We start from the raw sequence: 21,084 nt of genomic DNA, 5'->3' as shown, positions 1-21,084 counted from the left end.
GCAGAATCAGAAGACGTCCCGCAGGATCGGGATCGACTGCACGCGGTGGATCGAATCGAGATGGTAGCCGAAATAGGTGAGCATGGCGTTCAGGAAATCCGAACGCTGTCCCCGCGCCAGACGGACATCGCCCAGCTCCTTCACGTCGCAGGTCATCATCCGGTGGAGTATCTCCGCATGTTCGGGCGAAAGCATCAGCCGGTGCTGGGGCATCACGGGGCTGAACAGCCCCTCGCGGATGTCGAACCAGCCGCCCGGCAGGTATTCGTTGCCGGGATAGAATCCCAGGAAGGCGCTCAGACGCACCAGAAACCAGAGGTGGAAATTGGACACTCCCTCCTCCAGGGAGTCGAGCGCCACCACCGCCCCCGCGACGAAATCGAACAGGGAACTGTTGGGCTCCACCTCCCGGATCAGACGGTAGAGCACCTCGGCCATAAAGAGAGAGATGGTGCTCTTGCGGACATCGAACGGAAGCGACGACAGCGGCACCGGCATACGCACCTCCTTCATGCGGTGCATCTGCCCGCGGGGCGGCTCCAGCCCCTCGAACTCCACGAGGAACATCGGCTGGAAAAAGGCGCCCTTGTTGCCCTTGCCCCTCACGCTGCGGACGCCCTGCACCAGATAGTTCTGGCGCCCCAGCAGATCGGTCAGCAGATAGACCACCAGCGAACTGTCGCCGTACTTCACGGTATGGAGCACGACCCCGCGGGCCTTGTAACTCTTCATCCGGCCCTCCCTATGCGAAACGCTCCTTCAGAAAAGCCGCCAGACGGGCCACGGCCCGTCCCCGGTGGCTGATCGCATTCTTGGCATGCGTGTCCATCCGGGCAAAGGTACGGTCGCAGCCGTCGGGCAGAAACACCGGATCGTAGCCGAATCCCCCCTCCCCGTCGGGAGCCCGCAGGATGACGCCCCGCACCTCTCCCTCGAACAGGTACTCCCGTCCACCGAGAATCAGGGCGATCACCGTGCGGAACCGCGCCGTACGCTCCCCGTCCGGCACCTGTTCCATGTTTTTCAGCAGAAACGCCGTATTGGCGGCGAAATCGTGCCCTTCGCCCGGGGCATAACGGGCAGAGCGGACGCCGGGAGCCCCCCCGAGCGCATCCACTTCCAGTCCGGTGTCGTCGGCGAAACAGTCCGCCCCCGTCCTCCGGTACAGGTAGCGCGCCTTTTCGAGCGCATTGCCCTCCAGCGTAGGCTCCTCTTCCGGAATCTCCTCCGTCACCCCGCACTCGCGCGGAGTGACCAGCCGGAACCGCTCCCCCAGCATCTCCTGCACTTCGGAGAGTTTGTGGGCGTTATTGGTCGCAAAAATGATCTTCATGTCCGTGGGTTAAAAAAGCGTACCGGGACCGGCCATCGGCGTCACACCCCCGCCGCAGGAACTTTCCGGCGCATCGGGCTGCGTGACCAGACGGCTGAGCCGCAGGTCGGCCTCGATTTTGTCTATGATGGTCTTCACGAGGGTGTCGATCGGACTGCCCGGCGAGTAGTCCGCCGGACAGACGTAGCTCACCCGGTTGTCGCGGATCAGCCCCTCCATGGCAAAGCGCTTGTCGCCCGAACAGGGATTGTAGACGGCGATCGAGTGGCCGCCCTGCTGCTTGACCAGCTTCATGCAGGGGATGTCGGTCGTTCCGTCGCCGATGTAGATCATGCGGCCGAAGGGCACGGGCCGCTTCTCCTCCTCGATGAAGCGGTTCACCTCGTGACTGTCGTAGACCGACTCCACCCCCTTGTTGATCTTGAAGATGAACTGGGTCTTGTTGGTGTAGTTCACCGCCACGGCAGGCCAGTAGGCCACCCCGTCCACGTCGTAGAGGAACGAGCAGGCGTATATCTTCCGGAACTCGTGGGCGATGGAGGTCCCTTCGATCATCTCCTTGAGGCCCGACGAGTTGATGTAGTGCTGCATGTTGATTCCCCGCTCGGCGGCGTACCGGTTGATCCGGGAAAACCACTCCCTCACGCCCTTGTAGAGTGTGATCTTGGCACCCGAGGCGCGGAAAGCCTCCTTGCGCAGCGAAAGCCCTTTCGCCTTGGCCTCGTGGATCATCTTGAACATGTAGGCCAGGATCGGATCGGCATCCTGCAGGCGGGCCGTCTCGTTGCTCTCCAGCCAGAACTCCTTGTTGCTCTTGCCCACGGCGGGAATGAAGTCGTACTCCTGCATGTTCCCTGCGGAGAGCGTCCCGTCGAAATCGTAGATCAGGGCTACGGTCGGTTTCTGTTCCATATCTCGTATCTGTTCGGACCCGCCCTTGCCGGCGGGCTTCCTGCGGCTAAAGGTACGAAATTTGAAATTATTTTCGTACTTTTACCGTATAAAACTCATTCGACATGACATTCTCCGAACTGGTCAGACACCGGCGCAGCTGCCGGAAATTCACCGATGCTCCGATTCCGCCCGAAACCCTCCGCACGATTCTCGACGACGCCCTCACGGCTCCCTCGTCGAAGAACGTCCGTTCCACGCGCTTCATGGTGGTCGGCGATCCGGAGACCCTGGAGCGCATCTCGGAGATGCGCGATTTCGGCTCCTCCTTCGTCCGGGGAGCGAAACAGGCCGTCGTCGTGCTGGGCGACACGCAGGCCACCGACCTGTGGCGGGAGAACTGCGCCATCTCGGCGACCCTGCTCCAGCTCTCGGCCGAGGCGCAGGGGCTGGGCTCCTGCTGGGTCCACGTCCACGGACGGCCCCGGCTTCACGACGTCCCCGAAGGGGAGCAGGCCGAAGAGTATCTGGCCCGCCTGCTGGAGGTGCCCGAGCCCCTCGGCATCCTCTGCGTGGTGGCGCTCGGCTACCCGGCCGAACCGCCCCGCCCCCACCGCGAGAGGGACGACTCGGACAAGATCGTCTATAAATAAATCCATAATAAAAATCCGCATCGTATGAGACTGCTTTCCCGAACCGCCCTCGCATGCATGACCCTGCTGGCCGTCTCCTGCTCGACCCAGAAAAGTTTCAAAATGGCGCTCCTGCCCGACACGCAGACCTATGCGTGCGACTATCCGGAGATTTTCCACGCCCAGACCCGCTGGCTTGCCGAGCACCGCAAGGAGATCGCCTTCGTCCTGCATCTGGGCGACATCACCAACAACAACAGCGAAAAACAGTGGGAGGTGGCCGCCGCAGCCATGAACCGGCTGGACGGCAAAGTACCCTACGTACTGACCGTGGGCAACCACGACCTCGGGGAGAAGGGCCGGACCGGCACCCGCGACTCCCGGCTCTTTAACCGTTACTTCCCCTACGAGAAATACAGCCTGGACAAGCACTTCGGCGGGGCGTTCGAACCGGGGAAGATGGAGAACGTCTGGCACACGTTCCGGGCCGGACGCACCGACTGGCTCGTCCTCTCGCTGGAGTTCGGCCCCCGCGACAAGGTGCTGGAGTGGGCCGGGGAGGTGATCCGCAGCCATCCGGACAAGAACGTCATCATCGACACGCACGCCTACCTCTACTCCGACGACACCCGCATGCAGAAAGGACACCGCTGGCTGCCCCAGCACTACGGAGCCGGCAAGAACGCGACCGGCGGCGAAGCGGCGAACAACGGAGAGCAGATGTGGCAAAAACTGATCGCCAAATATCCGAACATCGTGTTCGTATTCAGCGGCCACGTCCTCAACGACGGCACGGGCCTGCTGGTCAGCGAAGGGGCCGGAGGCAACCGGGTGTGCCAGATACTCTCCAACTACCAGCGCGGAGTGAACGGCTCGAAAAACGGCGGCGACGGCTTCCTGCGGATCGTAAGCGTGGACACCGCCGCGGGCACCGTCTCCGTGCAGAGCTACTCCCCCTACACGAACACCTACAAGACCGAGCCCGACCACCAGTTCACCGTCAAGGGGCTCAAATTCCGGTAATTCCGGGCATACACCGGAGAGACGGGGCCCACCCCCTTCCGGAACCGCCACGACCGAAACGAAACGGGGGCGTCCGCAAATCGGACGCCCCCGTTCATATATGAATGAGCCGGAACTATTCCACGCGACGGATCGAAGCTCCCAGCGCATTGAGACGGCCGTCTATATTCTGGTATCCGCGGTCGATCTGCTCCACATTCTGGATGACGCTCACCCCGTCGGCCGACAGGGCGGCGATGAGCAGCGCCACCCCGGCCCGGATATCGGGCGAAGACATTTTGGTGGCCCGGAGCCTCAGCCGGTGGTCGTGGCCGATCACCGTGGCCCGGTGCGGGTCGCACAGGATGATCTGCGCCCCCATGTCGATCAGCTTGTCCACGAAGAACAGACGGCTCTCGAACATCTTCTGGTGGATCAGCACGGCCCCTTTGGCCTGCGTGGCCACCACGAGGAAGACCGACAGCAGGTCGGGCGTCAGGCCCGGCCAGGGCGCGTCGTCGATCTTCATGATCGAACCGTCCAGGAAACTTTCGATCTCGTAATGCTCCTGCTTCGGGACGAAAATGTCGTCGCCCCGCTGTTCGAAACGGATACCCATGCGGGCGAACTGGGCGGGAATGATCCCCAGATTGTCGAACGAGACGTTCCGGATCGTGATTTCGGAGCGGGTGATGGCGGCCATCCCGATGAAACTGCCCACCTCGATCATGTCGGGCAGCAGCGTGTGGTCGGTGCCGTGCAGCTCCTTCACCCCCTCGATGGTGAGCAGGTTGGAGGCGCAGCCCGAAATGCGGGCGCCCATGCGGTTGAGCATGCGGCAGAGCTGCTGGATATAGGGCTCGCAGGCGGCATTGTAGATCGTGGTCGTTCCCTCGGCCAGCACGGCGGCCATGATGATGTTGGCCGTGCCCGTCACCGACGCCTCGTCGAGCAGCATGTAACACCCCCTGAGGTGCCGGCCCTCCACGGCGAAAAAGTTCTCCCCCCGGTCGAAATCGAGCGTGGCCCCCAGCTTCCGGAACCCGATGAAATGGGTGTCCAGCCTCCGCCGGCCGATCTTGTCGCCGCCCGGCTTGGGCAGGTAACCGATCCCGAAACGGGCGAGCAGCGGACCGACCACCATGACCGATCCGCGGAGCCGGGCCCCGCGCCGGCGGTAGTCTTCGCTTTTGAGATACTCCATATCGATGTTCCGCGCCCGGAACGTGTAGGTGCTTTCGTCGAGCTTTTCCACCTCGACGCCCATGCACCGGAGCAGTTCGATGAGCTGCAACACGTCCACGATGGCCGGCACGTTGCGCACCGTGACCTTTTCGGGTGTGAGCAGCGTAGCGCAGAGAATCTGCAACGCCTCGTTCTTGGCCCCCTGGGGGGTGATTTCGCCGCTGAGCGGGCGGCCTCCGCATACTTCGAATGTTGCCATACGACCGGTTTGTATTAAATCCGATTCGAAGATAGCAAAAAATGTCCGATTTCCGCAAGCGGGAGCGCCTCCTCCGGACTATTTCCCCTCCCCGTCCGCCGGAAGCGTGATTTTGCGGATCAGCATCCCGTAGTTGGTGACGGGAACCCCGGCGGCCACGGCCGCGCGGATGCGTCCCTGCACCTGGCTGCGCGTGACCATGCATCCCCCGCACTGCACCACCAGCGCATACCCGGCCAGATCGGCCGGGAAGGGCTCCAGCCCGGAGACGAACGTGAAACGCAGCCGGCAGCCGGCGCGGGCCTCCAGCCAGCGGGGAATCTTCACCCGGCCGATGTCCTCGCAGCTCACCTGGTGCGTGCAGTTCTCGGCGATCAGCACCCGGTCGCCCTCTCTCAGCGCGTCGACCCGCTCCAACCCTTTCTTATAGGTTTCGAAATCGCCTTTGGCGGCGGCCAGCAGGATGCTGAACGAGGTGACCTCCACCTCCCTCGGCACCGCGGCCCGCACCCGGGCGAACGCCTGGCTGTCGGTCACCACCAGCTTCGGGCGGCGCGAGGCGTCGAAAAGCGGAAACGGGGCTCCGCCCGTACGGCCGCCGCCCTCCGCGAACAACCCCTCCAGTTCGTCCGGCTGCACCACCACGGGCACGGCGCGGCGGTCGAGCAGCTCCCGGATCGCCTGCACCTGCGGCAGGATCAGCCGGCCGGCCGGAGCCTCGCTGTCAATCGGGCACACCAGCACCACCCGGTCGCCGGCCTCCGCCCGCTCCCCGAACATCGAGGGAACCCGGCAGGCCCGTTCGGGCAATGCCTCCCGGACCGCATCCAGCAACCTATCCCGGTCGCCCTCCGCCGGGGCGCACACATCCACCGGAATCATCCTTCCCCGCACCGGACCGCACCCGGCCGACGGGGTGCCGAGGGCCTCCGACCCACATGCACCCTCCTCCCGACCGTTCCGGACCAGCAGATAGGGCAGCGCCAGACGCTCGAAGCGGCGCACCAGCTCCTTCTCCGGCTCCCCCCAGCGGCGGAAGACCAGCAGGGCCAGGTCGACCTGCAGGAGACTCTCCCAGGTGCGGGCCACCCTCCGCCGTCCCAGCTCCGAAGAGTCGTCCACCCCGGCCGTGTCGAGCCAGACGACGGGGGCGAAACCGAGTATCTCGTAACTCTTGCGCACCACGTCGGTCGTGGTGCCCGCCTCGGGCGAGACGATGGCCGTCTCGGCCCCGGTGATGAAATTGAGCAGCGAACTTTTGCCCGCGTTGCAGCGTCCGTAAATTCCGATATGGGGTCTGTTTTCCCTGCCTGCCTGCATGTGAGGATCGTTTTTTCCGCGCGGGGAAGGCTCTGCCCTCCGGCGGCGGACCGGACCCGGCAGGGACCGTTTCGCCGGCAGGGAGGATCAGATCACGCCCAGCGCGTAGGTTTTTACATCGCCCAAAGTTATACTATTTCCGCTAAGAATGATCAGACGCTCGATCACATTGCGCAATTCGCGGATGTTTCCCGTCCAGGCCATCTTCTTGAGCTCCTCCACGGCCGAGGGATCGACCTCCTTGCGGGAGATGCCGTACTCGTCGCATATCTTGTCCACGAAATACTCCACCAGCAGGGGAATGTCCTCCAGCCGGTCGACCAGCGGCGGCACCGAAATCACGATCACGCTCAGCCGGTGGTAAAGGTCCTCGCGGAAATTCCCCCTGCGTATCTCCTCCTGCAGGTTCTTGTTGGTGGCGGCCACCACCCGCACGTTCACCTCCACGTCCTTGTCGCTGCCCACGCGGCTGATACGGTTCTCCTGCAGGGCCCGGAGCACCTTGGCCTGGGCCGAGAGGCTCATGTCGCCGATCTCGTCCATGAAGAGCGTCCCGCCGCTGGCCTGCTCGAACTTCCCCTTGCGCTGTTTGATCGCCGAGGTGAAGGCCCCCTTCTCATGACCGAACAGTTCGCTTTCGATCAGCTCCGAGGGAATCGCCGCGCAGTTCACCTCGATGAAGGGCCCCGCGGCCCGGTTACTCTTCTCGTGAAGCCAGCGGGCCACCAGCTCCTTGCCCGTACCGTTGGCCCCGGTGATGAGCACCCTCGCCTCGGACGGGGCCACCTTTTCGATCAGCCGCTTGACGTGGACGATCTGTCTGGAGTTGCCTATGATCTCCTCCACTTTCGAACCGCGCCGGCGAGCCGGTTTCGCCTGTGGCACACCGTTTGCTTCCTCTCCGTCGGCCCCGGTCCCCTCCAGCCTCTCGAGCGCGGAACGCAGCGCGGCCAGCAGGCGGTTCATGTCGACCGGCTCCGTGATGAAATCGACCGCCCCGGCCCGCATGCAGCGGACCACCGTATCGACGTCGGAGTCGTGGGAGAGGACGACGACGGGAATCTGCCGGCGGGAACCGCACGCAGCGGCACTCCCCGCCGCCTCCAGGAAAAGGGCCGCGTCGCACAGCACCAGGTCGAACGGTACGGTGCGGCAGAGTTCCATGCCCTGCGCGTAATCTTCGGATGTCTCCACCCGGTAACCTTCATACTCCAGACGCTCCTTGAGCGTATTGCGGATGCTTCTCTGTGGGTCGATAACCAGTAGTTTTGTCATAAATACTTAAATAAAAATATTGGAACAATAATTTTGTATAGTTTTTGTTTTTCTGAAAATTCGGTGTAGCTTTGTCCCAAAGTTACGAATTACTTACGGTATATCAAGCCGTAGCGAGGCCGGCAGGGCATGGGCCCGGACCGGATTTCAGGACCTCGTTCCCGTCATTTTTCCCGCCTTCCGCCGACACGGGGCGAACCGGGGGGATCACCGCCGGAAGAGAAACGGAACAGAAAAGGTCCGAACGTATCATTTATTTATATGGAGAAAAACTATAATTACGAGCGCAAGAAATTGCTGCTGCCCGAGTACGGACGTCACATCCACGAAATGATCGACTACCTCTCGACCATCGAAGACCGCGACCTGCGCAACCGCCAGGCCCGGGCCGTCATCGCCGTGATGGCCAACATCAACCCCATGCTGCGCGACAGCACGGACTTCAACCACAAGCTCTGGGACCATATCTTCATCATGTCGGACTTCAAGCTGGACGTCGACTCGCCCTATCCGATCCCCACCTCCCAGCAGCTCTACCCCACCCCGGAGAAGTTGGCCTATCCCTCGAAGAAGATCGCCCGGAAGCACTACGGGAAAAACGTGCAGCGGATGATCCGCTCGCTGGAGGAGATGCAGGGCCGTGCCGACATCGAGGAGGCCGTGGGCAACATCGCCCGATACATGCGCACCAAGTCGTACGAATACAACCAGGAGCATCCGAACAACGAGGTGATCATAAAAGACATAAAGAGCATGTCCGAAAACGGCATAGATGTGGACGAAGTTGCTCTCAACAACCTCAAAAGCGACTATAAACAACACTTTTCCGCCCGACCCCAGAAGGGGAACTACCCCAACCGGAACGGCAAGAACAAGAACAACCGGAACAACAAGAACAACAACGCCCGCCAGCGCTATATGCGTCCCAAACAATAACGGTGCCCGTTCCGCCGGAACCCCGCCCGCACCCCGAAGCCGGGCCTGCCGGCAAGTTCCCGCAAACGAAAATCACCCCTGCCGGAAACCGTTCCGGCAGGGGTGAAATCGTATGAAGCGAACCCGGAAAACAAATGCACCGCCCCGCGGAGAGGGCGTTCCCGTCACTTCCGGAACGCCCGGTCCATCTCCCGGCGGGCGTCCTTCTCCTTGAGGTATTCGCGCTTGTCGTAACTCTTGCGACCGCGGGCCAGCCCGATCTGGAGTTTGGCCAGCCCCTTTTCGTTGATGAAGAGCCGGATGCCCACGACGGTCAGCCCCTTGTCCTGCAGGGCACGCTCCAGTTTGGCGAGCTCCCGCCTCTGGAGCAGCAGTTTACGGTCGCGCCGGGGCTGGTGGTTGTTGTAGGTTCCCCAATGGTACTCCGAGATATTCATCCCCCGGACATAGAGCTCTCCCCGGTCGAAGTAACAGTAACAGTCCACGAGCGAAGCCTTCCCCAGCCGGAGCGACTTGATTTCGGTTCCGGAAAGCACGATACCGGCCACGTAGGTGTCCAGAATCTCGTAGTCGTAGCTCGCCCGCTTGTTGCGGATATTTATGTTCCTGTAATCGGTCATCGTCCGCAAAGGTAATGATAACTTTTCAAATCCGCCGCCCGGCGGCACAAATATTGCATCCGTTACCGGCAAAGAGCGTACCCGGGGCCGGTGAAGGTAACTAATTCTTTTATCTTGAATATGCCCGAGGCATAGACCATACGACCGGCCGGGCCCTGCGTTCCGGCCCACGGCAGCTCCCCTGCGGGAACTGCGACCCGGCCCCGGAGCGCTCTTTTTCCCCGCAGCCGCCCGCCGCACTCCGCATTTCTCCCCGATTTATTCGGCCCGGGACCGTCCGACTCCGGGGAAAATTCGTACATTTGCGGAAAGCAAACGAAAACTCTCTTCTATGGGCAACCTGTTTCTGACCGTCATGTGGAATTTCGACCCGGTATTCTTCCGCATCGGATCGGTCGAGATACGCTACTACGGGGTGATGTGGGCCGTGGCCTTCGCCATCAGCATGTGGCTTTTCATCAACTTCGTCAAACGGGAGGGATACCCCGACAAGGTGTTCGACTCGATCTTCTGGTTCGGCACCCTCTCCACGATCATCGGCGCCCGGCTGGGCCACTGCCTCTTCTACGAGACGGACTACTACCTCTCGAACCCCGTGCAGATACTCAACATCCGCCAGGGGGGGCTCGCCAGCCACGGAGCCGCCATCGGCCTGCTCGTGGGACTCTGGCTCTTCTCCCGCCGGAACCGGATGCCCTACCTCTGGTCGCTCGACCGGATCATGGTCGCCGTGGCGATCAGCGGGGTCTTCGTCCGGCTGGGCAACCTCTTCAATTCGGAGATCTACGGCATCGAAACCGCCTCGCCGTGGGGGTTCGTCTTCCTGCGGGCCGGCGAGACCGTGCCCAAGCACCCCACGCAGATCTACGAGGCGCTCTGCTACCTGGCCACCTTCTTCGTCCTGCTGTGGCTCTACTACGGCCGCGACCTGGCCCGCCGAAGGCCCGGGTTCATGTTCGGGCTGGGCGTCTTCCTCATCTTCGTCTCGCGTTTCTTCATCGAGTACATCAAAAACCCGCAGGAGGAGTTCGAGCTGAACATGTCCCTGCTCATGGGCCAGTGGCTCAGCATACCGTTTATCCTGCTGGGTATCGTCATGATGGTGTGGGCCCTGCGCCGTCCGGTCCTGGAGCCGGAACCGCTCGACCGCATCCGGGAACGGGTGGAAGGCGAGAACAGGAAAACGGCCGCAAAAAAGAGAAGATGAAAGCGATCGACAAACTGATATTCAACGCACTGGCCACCCGGCAGAGGATCGTCCTGCCCGGTGTGGGAAGCCTCGCCGTGGAACACCGTCCGGCCCGGATGTCCGGACGGAACCGGGTGGAGGCGCCGCTGAACCGGGTGGTATTCTCCCGGCAGGAGAAACCGGGCTACGAGGCGCTGCCGGAGCTGATCGCGCGGACGGCCGGAGTGGACTCCGGAGAGGCCGCCCGGCTCTACGAGACATGGCTCGGAGGCGCACGCACCGAAAAAGGGGTGACGATCGGGGGAACGGGCGACATCCGGCAGGACTTCTTCTCCCCGTCGCCGGAACTGGAGGCCCTGCTCAACCCGGCCGGAACGACCGCCCTGATGCTCAAGATCCGCAGACGGACGGGACGGACGGTCCTCGCCGTGGCGGCTGCGGCGGCATGTGCGGGAGTTGCCGCATTCCTTCTGATCGGCGAACCCGGACAGGAAAGGCGACCCGCCCCGGAGACATCCGGAACCATAGCCGCGGCGACGCAGCCGCAGCCGGGTTCACCGGCAGGAAGGCCGGCCCAGACCATTCCGGACAGCACCGGAACAGCCTCCCCGCAACAGGGGGAGACGACCGCGACGGAACGACCCGCCGCCGCTCCGGAAACCGCTCCGGCGACGATCCCCTCCGTCTCCCCCGATCTCTATTACGTAGTGGCGGGCGTGTACAGCACCGAAAAGAACGCCGACACGTTCATCGCCGGGGCGGCGGCCCGCGACGGAAGCCTCTCCTTCGCCAAGGCACGCATGGGCAACGGGAAGATCCTCGTGAGCGTTTTCTCCTCGCCGCAGCAGGCGGAAGCCGAACGCGAACGGGCCAGGCTCGCCGCGAAACATCCCGACCTGTGGATATACAAACGCAAAAAATAGGGCGCGAACCGCACGCGTCATAAATGAAAACACCCGGCCTCGGCCGGGTGTTTTCCGTATCGGTCGACGGAGCACCTAATTCCGGGAGGGCAGGAAGGAGTAGTTCCTCGAATACTCCATCATCTGGGCCGGATAGTCGGTCGGATACTCGATCTTGATGTCGATGATCTCGCCGTTCTCCATCACGGGCTTGTAGACGGGATTGATGAAACCGGCATAGGGTTCCAGACGGAGCCTCGCATAGCGCTCCAGCACCTCGGCGTGCAGTTTCGGATCGACCTTCACGCCGTAGGTCTCCACCAGGTCGCGTCCGGCGGCGAAATCGCCCTCCGACTTGATCCGCTGGATCTCCCGCAGCAGATCGCCGAACAGGGCGCGCAGCTTGCCGAAGTCGTTCACCACCACGTAGGTCTTGCCGTTCTGTTCCACCAGTTCGATCACGTTGTCCGCCCGGCCCTTTTCGTAGCACCACTCGGAGATCAGCTTGCGGTTGCGCATGTGGGCCTCCTCGACATCCTTGCCGGGTTTGATCCGGGTCAGCTGGGTCATCAGCCCGTTCATGACATAGTGGGCGTATTCGGCCTTGGCGACCTCGTCCGAAGGCACGACGCCCAGCTCCACGAGCTTCGGGTCGGCCAGATAGTAGAGCGCGAAGAGGTCGGCGCGGGCCTCCTCCAGCGTGGAACCGTAGTTTTTCAGCTCGTCGCCCTTCACACCGGGAGCCAGCTGCCCCGAACCGTGGCCGAGACACTCATGCAGGTCGGTGTGCAGGTTGTCGCCCAGACTGCCGTACTGCCGCATCCGCTCGCGGTCCTCCTCCCGCAGCACGAATTCCTCCTGGAAACCGTTGCCCTTGGCCGCCTCGTCGTAGGCGTCGGTGATATTCTGGATGGTGACGGATTTCGAACCGTAGTCCTTGCGAATCCAGTCGGCATTGGGCAGGTTGATGCCGATCGGGGTGGCGGGATAGCAGTCGCCGCCCAGTATGGCCGCCGTGATCACCTTCGCCGACACGCCCTTCACCTTCTTCTTCTTGTATCTGTCATCCACCGGGGAGTGGTCCTCGAACCACTGGGCCGCCTCGCTGATAGCCTGCGTGCGCCGGGTGGCCTCCTCGTTGCGGAAGTTCACCAGCCCTTCCCACGAAGCCTTGTAGCCCAGCGGGTCACCGTAGGTCTCGGTGAAACCGTTGACGAAATCGACCCGGGAGACAGTGTCCTGCACCCAGAGGATATTGAACCGGTCGAACTCCTTCAGGTCGCCCGAACGGTAGTAGGAGATCAGCGCCCCGATCGTCTCCCGCTGATGGGGCTCGGCCACCTCGGCGGCCTTCTCCAGCCAGAAGACGATCTTCTCGATGGCGGGCGAATACATGCCGCCCACGCGCCACACCCTTTCGACCAGCTTGCCGTCCTCCTTCACCAGCTGGCTGTTCAGCCCGTAGGAGACGGGAGTCGCATCGCCCGGAACAGCCATGGCGGCATAGAACGCTTCGGCCTCCTTCTGGGACACACCCCGGTAGTAGTTCATGGACGAGGCGGCCAGCATGTCCTGTCCGGCCGTCTGGTCGAGGCGCTTATGGTAGAGCGCAGGATTGAACATGACGGGCTTGACCACCGTCATCAGCTCGACCATCGTGCCGAAATCCTGCGGAAAACTCTCCGCGGGGGTCACCATCACGAGCGAATCGAAATAGGCTTCGCTGAACTCGGGGGTGAACTTGTCGTTCGAATAGTGGTGATGCACGCCGTTGGCGAACCACACCTTTTTCAGATACTTTTCGAAAGCGGCCCACTGGGGCGTGGTCCGGTCGCCCGGATAGTCGGCATAGATGGCCTCCAGCGTGCGCCGCAGGGGCAGGTTGTAGCGGAAATTCTGGTCGAACAGGATATCCCGCCCGCAAAGGGCGGCCTCGTTCAGGTAATAAACCAGCTTCTTCTCCGGCAGGGTCAATTCCTCGAAACCGGGAACCTCGTAGCGGAGCACCCTGATGTCGTCGAACCGGTCGACGACCCAGTCGTTTGCCTTCTCCGCAGCGGGTCCCTTCTTCTCCCCGCACGCGGTCATTCCCGCCGCAAATGCACTCATAACGAACAATATTACTGTTTTTTTCATGGACTGAAGTTTTGCGTTCGAGGCAAAGTTACGTGATTTTCACTGAAAAAATTAGTAATTTGTAATCTAATTTCTAACTTTGCCCTGCCGAAAAGCGACATTTTTGTAGAACCAAAATCTTGTTCATGAAAGTTTTCAGCAAGAGTTCCGACCTCAGAGCCTTTCTGGACGGCGTTCCCGCTCACACTCTGGGATTTGTGCCGACGATGGGCGCCCTGCATGCGGGACATCTCTCGCTGGTCGCCCGGGCACGCAAGGAGTGTGCCACGGTGGTGGTGAGCGTATTCGTCAACCCCACCCAGTTCAACGACAAGAACGACCTGAAGAGCTATCCCCGCACGCCGGAGGCCGACATCGCCCTGCTCGAAGGGGCCGGAGCCGACGCGGTCTTCATGCCCCCGGTCGAAGAGGTCTATCCCGAACCCGACACCCGGGTGTTCGACTTCGGGCAGATCGACAAGGTGATGGAAGGGGCCTTCCGGCCCGGCCATTTCAACGGCGTGGCCCAGGTGGTGAGCCGCCTGTTCGACCTCGTCCGCCCGGCCAGGGCCTTCTTCGGCGAAAAGGATTTCCAGCAGATCGCGGTCATCCGCGCCATGGTGGCCCGGCTCGGGCTTCCCGTGGAGATCGTGCCCTGCCCCATCGTGCGCGGCGAGGACGGACTGGCGCTCAGTTCGCGCAATGCGCTGCTGGACGCCCCGCACCGTGCCGCCGCCCCCCGCATCTATGCCGCGCTGAAAGAGGCGGTCGCCCGGCGGGAAGAGATGACGCCGCAGGAGCTGCGGCAGTGGGTGACAGAGCGGATCGACAGCGACCCGATGCTCGAAACCGTCTATTTTGACATCGTGAACGCCGACACGATGCAGCCCGTGGAGAGCTGGGACGAACCCTGCGGCAAGCAGGGCTGCGTGGCCGTGCAGGCCGGGTCGGTGCGTCTGATTGATAACATTTGTTTCGAATAGCCATGCAGATCGAAGTTCTCAAATCGAAAATCCACCGGGTTTCGATCACCGAAGCCAATCTTCAATACGTGGGCAGCATCACCATCGACGAGGCGCTGCTCGAAGCGGCCAACATGATCCCCGGCGAGAAGGTCCAGATCGTCAACGCCAACAACGGCGAACGGCTGGAGACCTACATCATCAAGGGGGAGCGGGGCAGCGGATGCATCTGCCTGAACGGTCCGGCGGCCCGCAAGTGCGCCGTGGGAGACGTGGTCATCATCATCTCCTACGCCCTGATGGATTTCGAGGAGGCCAAAACCTTCACCCCGTGGGTGATCTTCCCCGACACGGCCACCAACCAGCTCGTGCGGTAGCGCCGACGCGACAAACGACTTACCGGAGGGTACCCGACCGACAGGCGGCGACCCTCCTTTTCGTTCGTGGCGCCCCGTGCGAATCCCGACGGAATCACTTCCCACACCAATAAACCGAATACAGACAGGCCGGACAGCCGCCTCCCAGAACCCTGCCGTCATGCGTATCTTCATCCGAGGGGCCGTAGCCCGTTTTCCGGAATTCCGCTTCACGCACCCCGTCGACTGGACGATCGGCGAGGGAGAGAACTGGGCCGTGGTCGGCCCCAACGGGGCGGGCAAGAGCCTGCTCACCGACCTGCTCCGGGGACGCATCGTCCTGCGGGAAGGAGAGACGGGCACCGATGCGCCGGAGACACCGCTCTACAAAGCCGTACGCTCGATCTCCTTCCGGGACATCTACTCGCTCGCGGACTGCCGGGAAGGGTACAGCCAGCAGCGATGGAACGCCTCGGACGCCGAACAGTCGCCTACGGCCGGCTCGCTGCTGTCTAAATTTCCCGCCGAAAAGATCGGCCGCTATGCCGGAGTGCTCGGTATCGGGGATCTGCTCGACAAACGGCTCGTGGCTCTCTCCAGCGGAGAACTGCGCAAATTTCTCATCACGCGCACGCTTCTGGAGGAGCCCCGTGTACTGATCCTCGACAATCCGTTCATCGGACTGGACGCCGCCTCGCGCGGAGTACTGGACCGGACGATGGAGAGGCTCTCCCGCAGCGGCGTGCAGATCGTGCTCGTGGTCTCCGACCCGGCCGAAATCCCGGAATGGACCGACCGAGTGCTTCCCGTCCGGGCCCTCACCTGTCTGTCCCCGGTCTCCCGGAGAGAGTTTCTCTCCGACGCGGCCCTGCTGGCGGAGCTCTTTCCCGAACGTTACGGCACACCGCACCTTCCCGACCTTCCCGAAGAGGAGGAGAGGGCGCCCGAACCCTATGACGAGGCGATCCGCATGGAAGCGGTCCGTGTACGGTACGGCGGCCGCACGATTCTGGACGGAGTGGACTGGACGGTGCGGCGGGGCGAGAAGTGGGCCCTGCTCGGCGACAACGGCAGCGGCAAATCGACCCTGCTGAGCCTCGTGTGCGGCGACAACCCGCAGGCCTACGCCAACCGCCTCACCCTCTTCGGCCGGCGGAGGGGCACGGGGGAGAGCATCTGGGAGATCAAACGACGCATCGGTTACCTTTCGCCGGACGTGCACACCTACTACATGAAAGACACCCCCTGCCTGCAGGTGGCGGCCTCGGGCTTCTTCGACTCGGTGGGGCTTTACGACAAGTGCACGTCCCGGCAGAGGGACCTGGCTGCCCGCTGGCTCGACGCGTTCGGGGCAGGCCACCTGGCCGGACGGTCGTTCGTCCGCATCTCCTACGGGGAACAGCGGCTGGTGCTGCTGGCCCGGACGCTGGTCAAGGACCCCGAACTGCTCATCCTGGACGAGCCCCTGCACGGGCTGGACGCGGGCAAGAAGGAGCGCGTGCGGCGGATCGTCGAGACCTTCTGCGCCCGTCCGGGCAAGACACTGATCTACGTCACCCACTACCCCGGGGAGATTCCCGCCTGCGTGACCCGGTGCAAGAGGCTGGAAAAAAGAGGTTAGCCCGGCATACTTCCGGCCCGGTCCTCCGCGTTTTTATGCCGGCGGCGGAGACGATTCCGCGCGGTTTTTCGTATCTTTGCCATCCGAATCAAAAACGTAACGACTATGGAGAAAAAGATCAGAGCGGCCGTCGTAGGGTACGGCAACATCGGAAGATACGTGGTGGAGGCGCTGGAGACGGCACCCGATTTCGAAATCGCGGGCGTGGTGCGGCGCGATCCGTCCGACCGGCCTGCCGAACTGGCAGCCTATCCCGTGACGGGAACGGTGGAGGAGCTGGGTCCGGTGGACGTGGCGATCCTCTGCACCCCCACCCGCAAGGTGGAGGAGTTCGCCCTGCAGATGCTGGCCAAAGGCATCCGCACGGTGGACAGTTTCGACATCCACACCGACATCGCCGGACTGCGCGGACGACTGGACGAAGCCGCACGCCGCCACGGGTCCGTGTCGGTGATCTCGGCGGGCTGGGACCCGGGCAGCGACTCGATCGTGAGGGCCCTGCTGGAAGTGTGCGCCCCGAAGGGAATCACCTACACCAATTTCGGTCCCGGCATGAGCATGGGCCACACGGTGGCCGTCAAGGCGGTCGAGGGAGTGAAAGCCGCCCTTTCGATGACCATCCCCACGGGTACGGGCATCCACCGGCGCATGGTCTACGTCGAGTTGAAGGAGGGATACGAATACGCCGACGTGGCCGCCCGGATCAAGGCGGACGACTACTTCGCCCACGACGAGACGCACGTGATGCAGGTGGAGAGCGTGGACGCCCTGCTGGACATGGGCCACGGCGTGAACCTCACGCGCAAGGGTGTGTCGGGCCGGACACAGAACCAGCGGTTCGAATTCAACATGAGCATCAACAATCCGGCCCTGACGGCCCAGATCCTCGTATCGACGGCCCGCGCCGCCACCCGTCAGAGACCCGGGGCCTACACGATGATCGAGATTCCGCTGATCGACTACCTCTTCGGGGAGCGGGAGGAACTTATCCGGAGGCTCGTTTAGGAAATCCGAGAAAACAACAACGATAAATGCAAGAGGATATGAACACGAAGTATTACCTGCCGGTGCTCGCGCTGGCCGTGGCGGCCGCCGGGTGCGGCAACTCCGGCAAGAAGGGCGCCGAAGGGGGTATCCGGCTCGAGAACCTGGACACCACCGTATCGCCCCGCGCCGATTTCTACCGGTACGCCTGCGGGGGCTGGATCGACAACAATCCCCTCAAGCCCGAATACTCGCGGTTCGGCTCGTTCGACAAGCTGGCCGAGAACAACCGCGAACAGATCCACGGACTGATCGAGGAGCTAGCGGCCGGCCGGGCCGAAAAGGGCAGCGTGGCGGAGAAGATCGGCACGCTCTACAACGTGGCGATGGACACCGCGAAGCTGAACGCCGACGGGGCCGCCCCGATCGCCGGCCAGCTGAAGGCAATCGACGGGCTGACGGACAAAAGCGGGCTCTCGGGACTGATCGCCTCGATGCGCCGCGAGGGGTTCGACCCCTACTTCGCCCTCTACGTGGGTCCGGACGACAAGAACAGCACGATGAACATCGTGCACACCTATCAGAGCGGGCTGAGCCTCGGGCAGAAGGAGTACTATCTGGAGAACGATTCGGCCACGACGGCCGTCCGGGAACGGTTCCGCGACCATGTGACCAGGATGTTCCGCCTGGCGGGCAGCACGCCCGAAGAGGCGGCCCGGGCGATGGAAGACGTGATGCGGATCGAAACCCGGCTGGCCGGAGCCTCGCTGTCGAACGTGGAGCTCCGTGACCCGCAGGCCAACTACCACAAGATGACGCTGGCCGAAGCGGAGAAGACCGTGTCGGGCATCGACTGGAAGGTCTACCTCGACACGCTGAAGCTGGGCGGGGTGACGGAGCTGAACATGAGCCAGATCGCTCCCGTACGGGAGACGGCCGCCATTCTGGCCGAGGAACCGCTGGAGGCCCAGAAATCCTATCTGAAATGGAAGGTGATCGACGCGGCCGCGCCCTACCTGAGCGATGCGTTCGTGGAGCAGAACTTCGAGTTCTACGGCAAGGCGCTCTCCGGCAAGAAGGAGATGCAGCCCCGCTGGAAGCGGGCCGTGAGCGCCGTGAACGGCGTGCTGGGCGAAGCCGTGGGACAGATGTACGTGCAGAAATACTTCCCGGCCGAGGCCAAGGAGCGCATGACGAAGCTGGTGGCCAATCTCCAGCAGGCGCTGGGCGAGCGGATCGACGCCCTCGCCTGGATGAGCGACACGACCAAGGCCCGTGCCCGCGAGAAGCTGGCCGCCATCCTGGTCAAGGTGGGTTATCCCGACAAGTGGCGCGACTACTCGGCACTGGAGATCGGGACCGACTCCTACTGGGCCAACATCGTGCGTTCGAACCGCTTCGACACGGACTACATGACCGCCAAGGCCGGCAAGCCGGTCGACCGCAGCGAATGGCTCATGACGCCCCAGACCGTGAACGCCTACTATAATCCGGCCACCAACGAAATCTGTTTCCCGGCCGGCATCCTGCAATACCCCTTCTTCGACATGAACGCCGACGACGCCTGCAACTACGGGGCCATCGGCGTGGTGATCGGCCACGAGATGACCCACGGCTTCGACGACCAGGGACGCCAGTTCGACAAGGACGGCAACCTGAAGGACTGGTGGACGGCCCAGGACGCCGAAAACTTCGAACGGCGGGCGCAGGTGCTCGTGGACTGGTTCGACGGGATCGAGGTGCTGCCCGGCCTGCACGGCAACGGCAGACTGACCCTCGGAGAGAACATCGCCGACCACGGCGGGCTCCAGGTGGCCTATCAGGCCTTCAAGAACGCCACGGCCGGCCAACCGCAGCAGACGAAGGACGGCTTCACGCCCGAACAGCGCTTCTTCCTCTCCTACGCCAACGTGTGGGCGGGCAACATCCGGGACGAACAGATCCGGGTGAACACCAAGTCCGACCCCCACTCGCTGGGCCGCTGGCGGGTGAACGGCGCCCTGCCCCACATCGGCGCCTGGTACGAGGCGTTCGGCGTGGAGGAAGGCGACCCGATGTATCTGGCGCCCGAAAAACGGGCCGTGATCTGGTAGCGCGGAGCGGGCAGGCACGCCTGTTGCAGCAAAAAGGGAGAGGGCCGGAACCTCTCCCTTTTTGCTTGTCGCGGAAAATCGCTATCTTTACGTGACCGAACGGAAAAAACACCGATAAAACGAAACGATATGGAAAACTTCATTTTTCAGAACCCGACCAAGCTGATCTTCGGCCGGGGAACGATCGAGAAACTGGGCGGACAGATTCCGCAGGGGAAACGGATCATGCTCACCTTCGGAGGGGGCAGCGTACGCCGCAACGGCGTCTACGACCAGGTGACGGCGAGTCTCCGCGCCGCCGGACACGCCTTCACCGAGTTCTGGGGCATCGAGGCCAACCCGACCGTGGAGACGCTCCGCAAGGCGATCGCGCAGGGCAAGGCCGAGGGAACCGACTTCCTGGTAGCCGTGGGCGGCGGTTCGGTGATCGACGGCACGAAGCTGATCTCGGCAGGGCTCCGCTACGAGGGCGACCCGTGGGAGATCGTGCTCTCGGGCCGGGCCAAAGGCGAGACGGTGCCGCTGGCTACGGTGCTCACGCTGCCCGCCACGGGCTCCGAGATGAACTCGGGCGCCGTGATCTCCCGCAGCGAGACGCACGAGAAATTCGCGTTCTACAACCGGAACCCCGAGTTCTCGATCCTCGATCCCGAGGTGACCTACTCGCTGCCGGCCAACCAGATCGCCAACGGACTGTCGGACACCTTCGTCCACATCATGGAGCAGTACATGACCCGCCCGGGCCAGTCGCGCGTCATGGACCGATGGGCCGAAGGGCTGTTGCTGACGCTCGTGGAGATCGCCCCGAAGATCAAGGCCGATCCGAAAAACTACGACCTGATGGCCGACTTCATGCTGACGGCCACGATGGGTCTGAACGGCTTCATCGCCATGGGCGTGGAGCAGGACTGGGCCACCCACCAGATCGGCCACGAACTCACGGCGCTGCACGGACTGGCGCACGGTGCCACGCTGGCCATCGTCCTGCCCGCCCTGCTGCGCACGCTCCGCGAACAGAAGGGAGACAAACTGGTGCAGTACGGCGAACGCGTGTGGGGCATCGCCTCCGGCACCCGCGACGAGCGGATCGACCGGGCGATCGAGTGCACGGAGCAGTTCTTCCGCAGTTTGGGGCTGGCTACACGGCTGCCGGAGGCGGGCATCGGCAGGGAGACCCGCGACGAAATCGTCCGCCGGTTCACCGAACGGGGCGTCCGCTTCGGCGAGCGGCAGAACGTGGACGGGGAGATGGCCGGCCGCATTCTGGACAACGCCATGTAACAGACGGAGCACGAACAGGGGGGAGATAGTCCGAAAGGTCCCTTCCCCCCCGACAGGGACAGCCCCCTGCCGCAGGCATTTGCGGCAGGGGGCTATTCGTCGGAAACGTCCGGAAAAGCTCCGGCCGG

The 21,084-nt window shown here is 63.0% G+C and carries 19 protein-coding genes; 11 read left to right on the top strand and 8 right to left on the bottom strand.

What is annotated here, in order from left to right; translation table 11 throughout:
- Positions 1–6: 6 nt before the first annotated feature.
- Genes recO through INF32_RS12020 form a run of 3 tightly spaced genes read right to left on the bottom strand, consistent with a single transcriptional unit; the run spans position 7 to position 2,245 of the window.
- The gene (recO, locus tag INF32_RS12030) at positions 7–732 is read right to left on the bottom strand and encodes a DNA repair protein RecO (protein ID WP_226388640.1); all 726 of its coding nucleotides are present in this window, start codon (positions 730–732) and stop codon (positions 7–9) included.
- 10 nt (positions 733–742) lie between these two features.
- Entirely contained in the window at positions 743–1,333 is a 591-nt protein-coding gene (rdgB, locus tag INF32_RS12025) for an RdgB/HAM1 family non-canonical purine NTP pyrophosphatase (protein WP_226388639.1), read from the bottom strand.
- A 9-nt stretch (positions 1,334–1,342) separates the two neighbouring features.
- Positions 1,343–2,245, bottom strand: coding sequence for an HAD family hydrolase (locus INF32_RS12020; RefSeq protein ID WP_226388638.1), 903 nt, complete (start codon positions 2,243–2,245; stop codon positions 1,343–1,345).
- A gap of 104 nt (positions 2,246–2,349) precedes the next feature.
- On the opposite strand from INF32_RS12020, the gene INF32_RS12015 reads away from it, so the two are divergent.
- Positions 2,350–2,877, top strand: coding sequence for a nitroreductase family protein (locus INF32_RS12015; RefSeq protein WP_226388637.1), 528 nt, complete (start codon positions 2,350–2,352; stop codon positions 2,875–2,877).
- A gap of 24 nt (positions 2,878–2,901) precedes the next feature.
- Positions 2,902–3,879, top strand: coding sequence for a metallophosphoesterase (locus tag INF32_RS12010; protein ID WP_226388636.1), 978 nt, complete (start codon positions 2,902–2,904; stop codon positions 3,877–3,879).
- A 115-nt stretch (positions 3,880–3,994) separates the two neighbouring features.
- Here the strand turns inward: INF32_RS12010 and murA are convergent, their stop codons facing one another.
- From murA to INF32_RS11995, 3 genes are all read right to left on the bottom strand, one after another.
- A complete protein-coding gene (gene murA / locus INF32_RS12005) occupies positions 3,995–5,302 on the bottom strand; it encodes a UDP-N-acetylglucosamine 1-carboxyvinyltransferase (RefSeq protein WP_226388635.1) in 1,308 nt (435 codons plus the stop codon).
- Between the two features lie 78 nt (positions 5,303–5,380).
- Positions 5,381–6,622, bottom strand: a complete 1,242-nt coding sequence (gene hydF / locus INF32_RS12000; protein WP_226388634.1) for a [FeFe] hydrogenase H-cluster maturation GTPase HydF — start codon at positions 6,620–6,622, stop codon at positions 5,381–5,383.
- Positions 6,623–6,709: 87 nt separating this feature from the next.
- Positions 6,710–7,897 (bottom strand): sigma-54-dependent transcriptional regulator, encoded by a 1,188-nt coding sequence (locus INF32_RS11995; RefSeq protein WP_226388633.1) that lies wholly within the window; start codon positions 7,895–7,897, stop codon positions 6,710–6,712.
- Between the two features lie 261 nt (positions 7,898–8,158).
- Here INF32_RS11995 and INF32_RS11990 point away from each other — a divergent pair, with 261 nt between their 5' ends.
- A complete protein-coding gene (locus tag INF32_RS11990) occupies positions 8,159–8,833 on the top strand; it encodes a DUF4290 domain-containing protein (RefSeq protein ID WP_226388632.1) in 675 nt (224 codons plus the stop codon).
- A gap of 164 nt (positions 8,834–8,997) precedes the next feature.
- On the opposite strand, the gene smpB is transcribed toward INF32_RS11990, so the two are convergent.
- Positions 8,998–9,453, bottom strand: a complete 456-nt coding sequence (gene smpB / locus INF32_RS11985; protein ID WP_226388631.1) for an SsrA-binding protein SmpB — start codon at positions 9,451–9,453, stop codon at positions 8,998–9,000.
- Positions 9,454–9,784: 331 nt separating this feature from the next.
- Between smpB and lgt the strand changes: the two genes are divergently transcribed.
- Positions 9,785–10,660 (top strand): prolipoprotein diacylglyceryl transferase, encoded by an 876-nt coding sequence (gene lgt / locus INF32_RS11980; RefSeq protein WP_226388630.1) that lies wholly within the window; start codon positions 9,785–9,787, stop codon positions 10,658–10,660.
- Positions 10,657–11,565, top strand: a complete 909-nt coding sequence (locus INF32_RS11975) for an SPOR domain-containing protein (protein ID WP_226388629.1) — start codon at positions 10,657–10,659, stop codon at positions 11,563–11,565. Before lgt ends, INF32_RS11975 begins: the two co-directional genes overlap by 4 nt.
- A 75-nt stretch (positions 11,566–11,640) precedes the next feature.
- On the opposite strand, the gene INF32_RS11970 is transcribed toward INF32_RS11975, so the two are convergent.
- Positions 11,641–13,680, bottom strand: a complete 2,040-nt coding sequence (locus tag INF32_RS11970) for a dipeptidyl-peptidase 3 family protein (RefSeq protein ID WP_394368335.1) — start codon at positions 13,678–13,680, stop codon at positions 11,641–11,643.
- Positions 13,681–13,805: 125 nt separating this feature from the next.
- Here INF32_RS11970 and panC point away from each other — a divergent pair, with 125 nt between their 5' ends.
- The 6 genes from panC to INF32_RS11940 all read left to right on the top strand — a co-directional run bounded on the left by panC (position 13,806) and on the right by INF32_RS11940 (position 20,956).
- Positions 13,806–14,642 (top strand): pantoate--beta-alanine ligase, encoded by an 837-nt coding sequence (gene panC, locus INF32_RS11965; protein WP_226388628.1) that lies wholly within the window; start codon positions 13,806–13,808, stop codon positions 14,640–14,642.
- A gap of 2 nt (positions 14,643–14,644) precedes the next feature.
- Entirely contained in the window at positions 14,645–14,998 is a 354-nt protein-coding gene (gene panD, locus INF32_RS11960; RefSeq protein WP_226388627.1) for an aspartate 1-decarboxylase, read from the top strand.
- Between the two features lie 160 nt (positions 14,999–15,158).
- Positions 15,159–16,598, top strand: coding sequence for an ATP-binding cassette domain-containing protein (locus INF32_RS11955; protein WP_226388626.1), 1,440 nt, complete (start codon positions 15,159–15,161; stop codon positions 16,596–16,598).
- A 105-nt stretch (positions 16,599–16,703) separates the two neighbouring features.
- Complete coding sequence (locus INF32_RS11950; RefSeq protein ID WP_226388625.1) at positions 16,704–17,603, top strand: diaminopimelate dehydrogenase; 900 nt, start codon at positions 16,704–16,706, stop codon at positions 17,601–17,603.
- A gap of 38 nt (positions 17,604–17,641) precedes the next feature.
- Complete coding sequence (locus INF32_RS11945) at positions 17,642–19,675, top strand: M13 family metallopeptidase (protein WP_226388624.1); 2,034 nt, start codon at positions 17,642–17,644, stop codon at positions 19,673–19,675.
- A gap of 129 nt (positions 19,676–19,804) precedes the next feature.
- Positions 19,805–20,956: an iron-containing alcohol dehydrogenase gene (locus INF32_RS11940; protein WP_226388623.1), complete on the top strand. Its 1,152-nt coding sequence runs from the start codon at positions 19,805–19,807 to the stop codon at positions 20,954–20,956.
- Positions 20,957–21,084: the final 128 nt, after the last annotated feature.

Source organism: Gallalistipes aquisgranensis, assembly GCF_014982715.1.
Classification (GTDB): Bacteria; Bacteroidota; Bacteroidia; order Bacteroidales; family Rikenellaceae; genus Gallalistipes; species Gallalistipes aquisgranensis.
Note: the sequence above shows the minus strand (reverse complement) of the source record. Positions and strands in the feature narration are given on the sequence as shown.

What these genes read in the sequence shown, in the direction of transcription:
- recO (WP_226388640.1), bottom strand. Translation starts at nt 732, where the DNA reads ATGAAGAGTTACAAGGCCCGCGGGGTCGTGCTCCATACCGTGAAGTAC.
- rdgB (WP_226388639.1), bottom strand. Translation starts at nt 1,333, where the DNA reads ATGAAGATCATTTTTGCGACCAATAACGCCCACAAACTCTCCGAAGTG.
- INF32_RS12020 (WP_226388638.1), bottom strand. Translation starts at nt 2,245, where the DNA reads ATGGAACAGAAACCGACCGTAGCCCTGATCTACGATTTCGACGGGACG.
- INF32_RS12015 (WP_226388637.1), top strand. Translation starts at nt 2,350, where the DNA reads ATGACATTCTCCGAACTGGTCAGACACCGGCGCAGCTGCCGGAAATTC.
- INF32_RS12010 (WP_226388636.1), top strand. Translation starts at nt 2,902, where the DNA reads ATGAGACTGCTTTCCCGAACCGCCCTCGCATGCATGACCCTGCTGGCC.
- murA (WP_226388635.1), bottom strand. Translation starts at nt 5,302, where the DNA reads ATGGCAACATTCGAAGTATGCGGAGGCCGCCCGCTCAGCGGCGAAATC.
- hydF (WP_226388634.1), bottom strand. Translation starts at nt 6,622, where the DNA reads ATGCAGGCAGGCAGGGAAAACAGACCCCATATCGGAATTTACGGACGC.
- INF32_RS11995 (WP_226388633.1), bottom strand. Translation starts at nt 7,897, where the DNA reads ATGACAAAACTACTGGTTATCGACCCACAGAGAAGCATCCGCAATACG.
- INF32_RS11990 (WP_226388632.1), top strand. Translation starts at nt 8,159, where the DNA reads ATGGAGAAAAACTATAATTACGAGCGCAAGAAATTGCTGCTGCCCGAG.
- smpB (WP_226388631.1), bottom strand. Translation starts at nt 9,453, where the DNA reads ATGACCGATTACAGGAACATAAATATCCGCAACAAGCGGGCGAGCTAC.
- lgt (WP_226388630.1), top strand. Translation starts at nt 9,785, where the DNA reads ATGGGCAACCTGTTTCTGACCGTCATGTGGAATTTCGACCCGGTATTC.
- INF32_RS11975 (WP_226388629.1), top strand. Translation starts at nt 10,657, where the DNA reads ATGAAAGCGATCGACAAACTGATATTCAACGCACTGGCCACCCGGCAG.
- INF32_RS11970 (WP_394368335.1), bottom strand. Translation starts at nt 13,680, where the DNA reads ATGAAAAAAACAGTAATATTGTTCGTTATGAGTGCATTTGCGGCGGGA.
- panC (WP_226388628.1), top strand. Translation starts at nt 13,806, where the DNA reads ATGAAAGTTTTCAGCAAGAGTTCCGACCTCAGAGCCTTTCTGGACGGC.
- panD (WP_226388627.1), top strand. Translation starts at nt 14,645, where the DNA reads ATGCAGATCGAAGTTCTCAAATCGAAAATCCACCGGGTTTCGATCACC.
- INF32_RS11955 (WP_226388626.1), top strand. Translation starts at nt 15,159, where the DNA reads ATGCGTATCTTCATCCGAGGGGCCGTAGCCCGTTTTCCGGAATTCCGC.
- INF32_RS11950 (WP_226388625.1), top strand. Translation starts at nt 16,704, where the DNA reads ATGGAGAAAAAGATCAGAGCGGCCGTCGTAGGGTACGGCAACATCGGA.
- INF32_RS11945 (WP_226388624.1), top strand. Translation starts at nt 17,642, where the DNA reads ATGAACACGAAGTATTACCTGCCGGTGCTCGCGCTGGCCGTGGCGGCC.
- INF32_RS11940 (WP_226388623.1), top strand. Translation starts at nt 19,805, where the DNA reads ATGGAAAACTTCATTTTTCAGAACCCGACCAAGCTGATCTTCGGCCGG.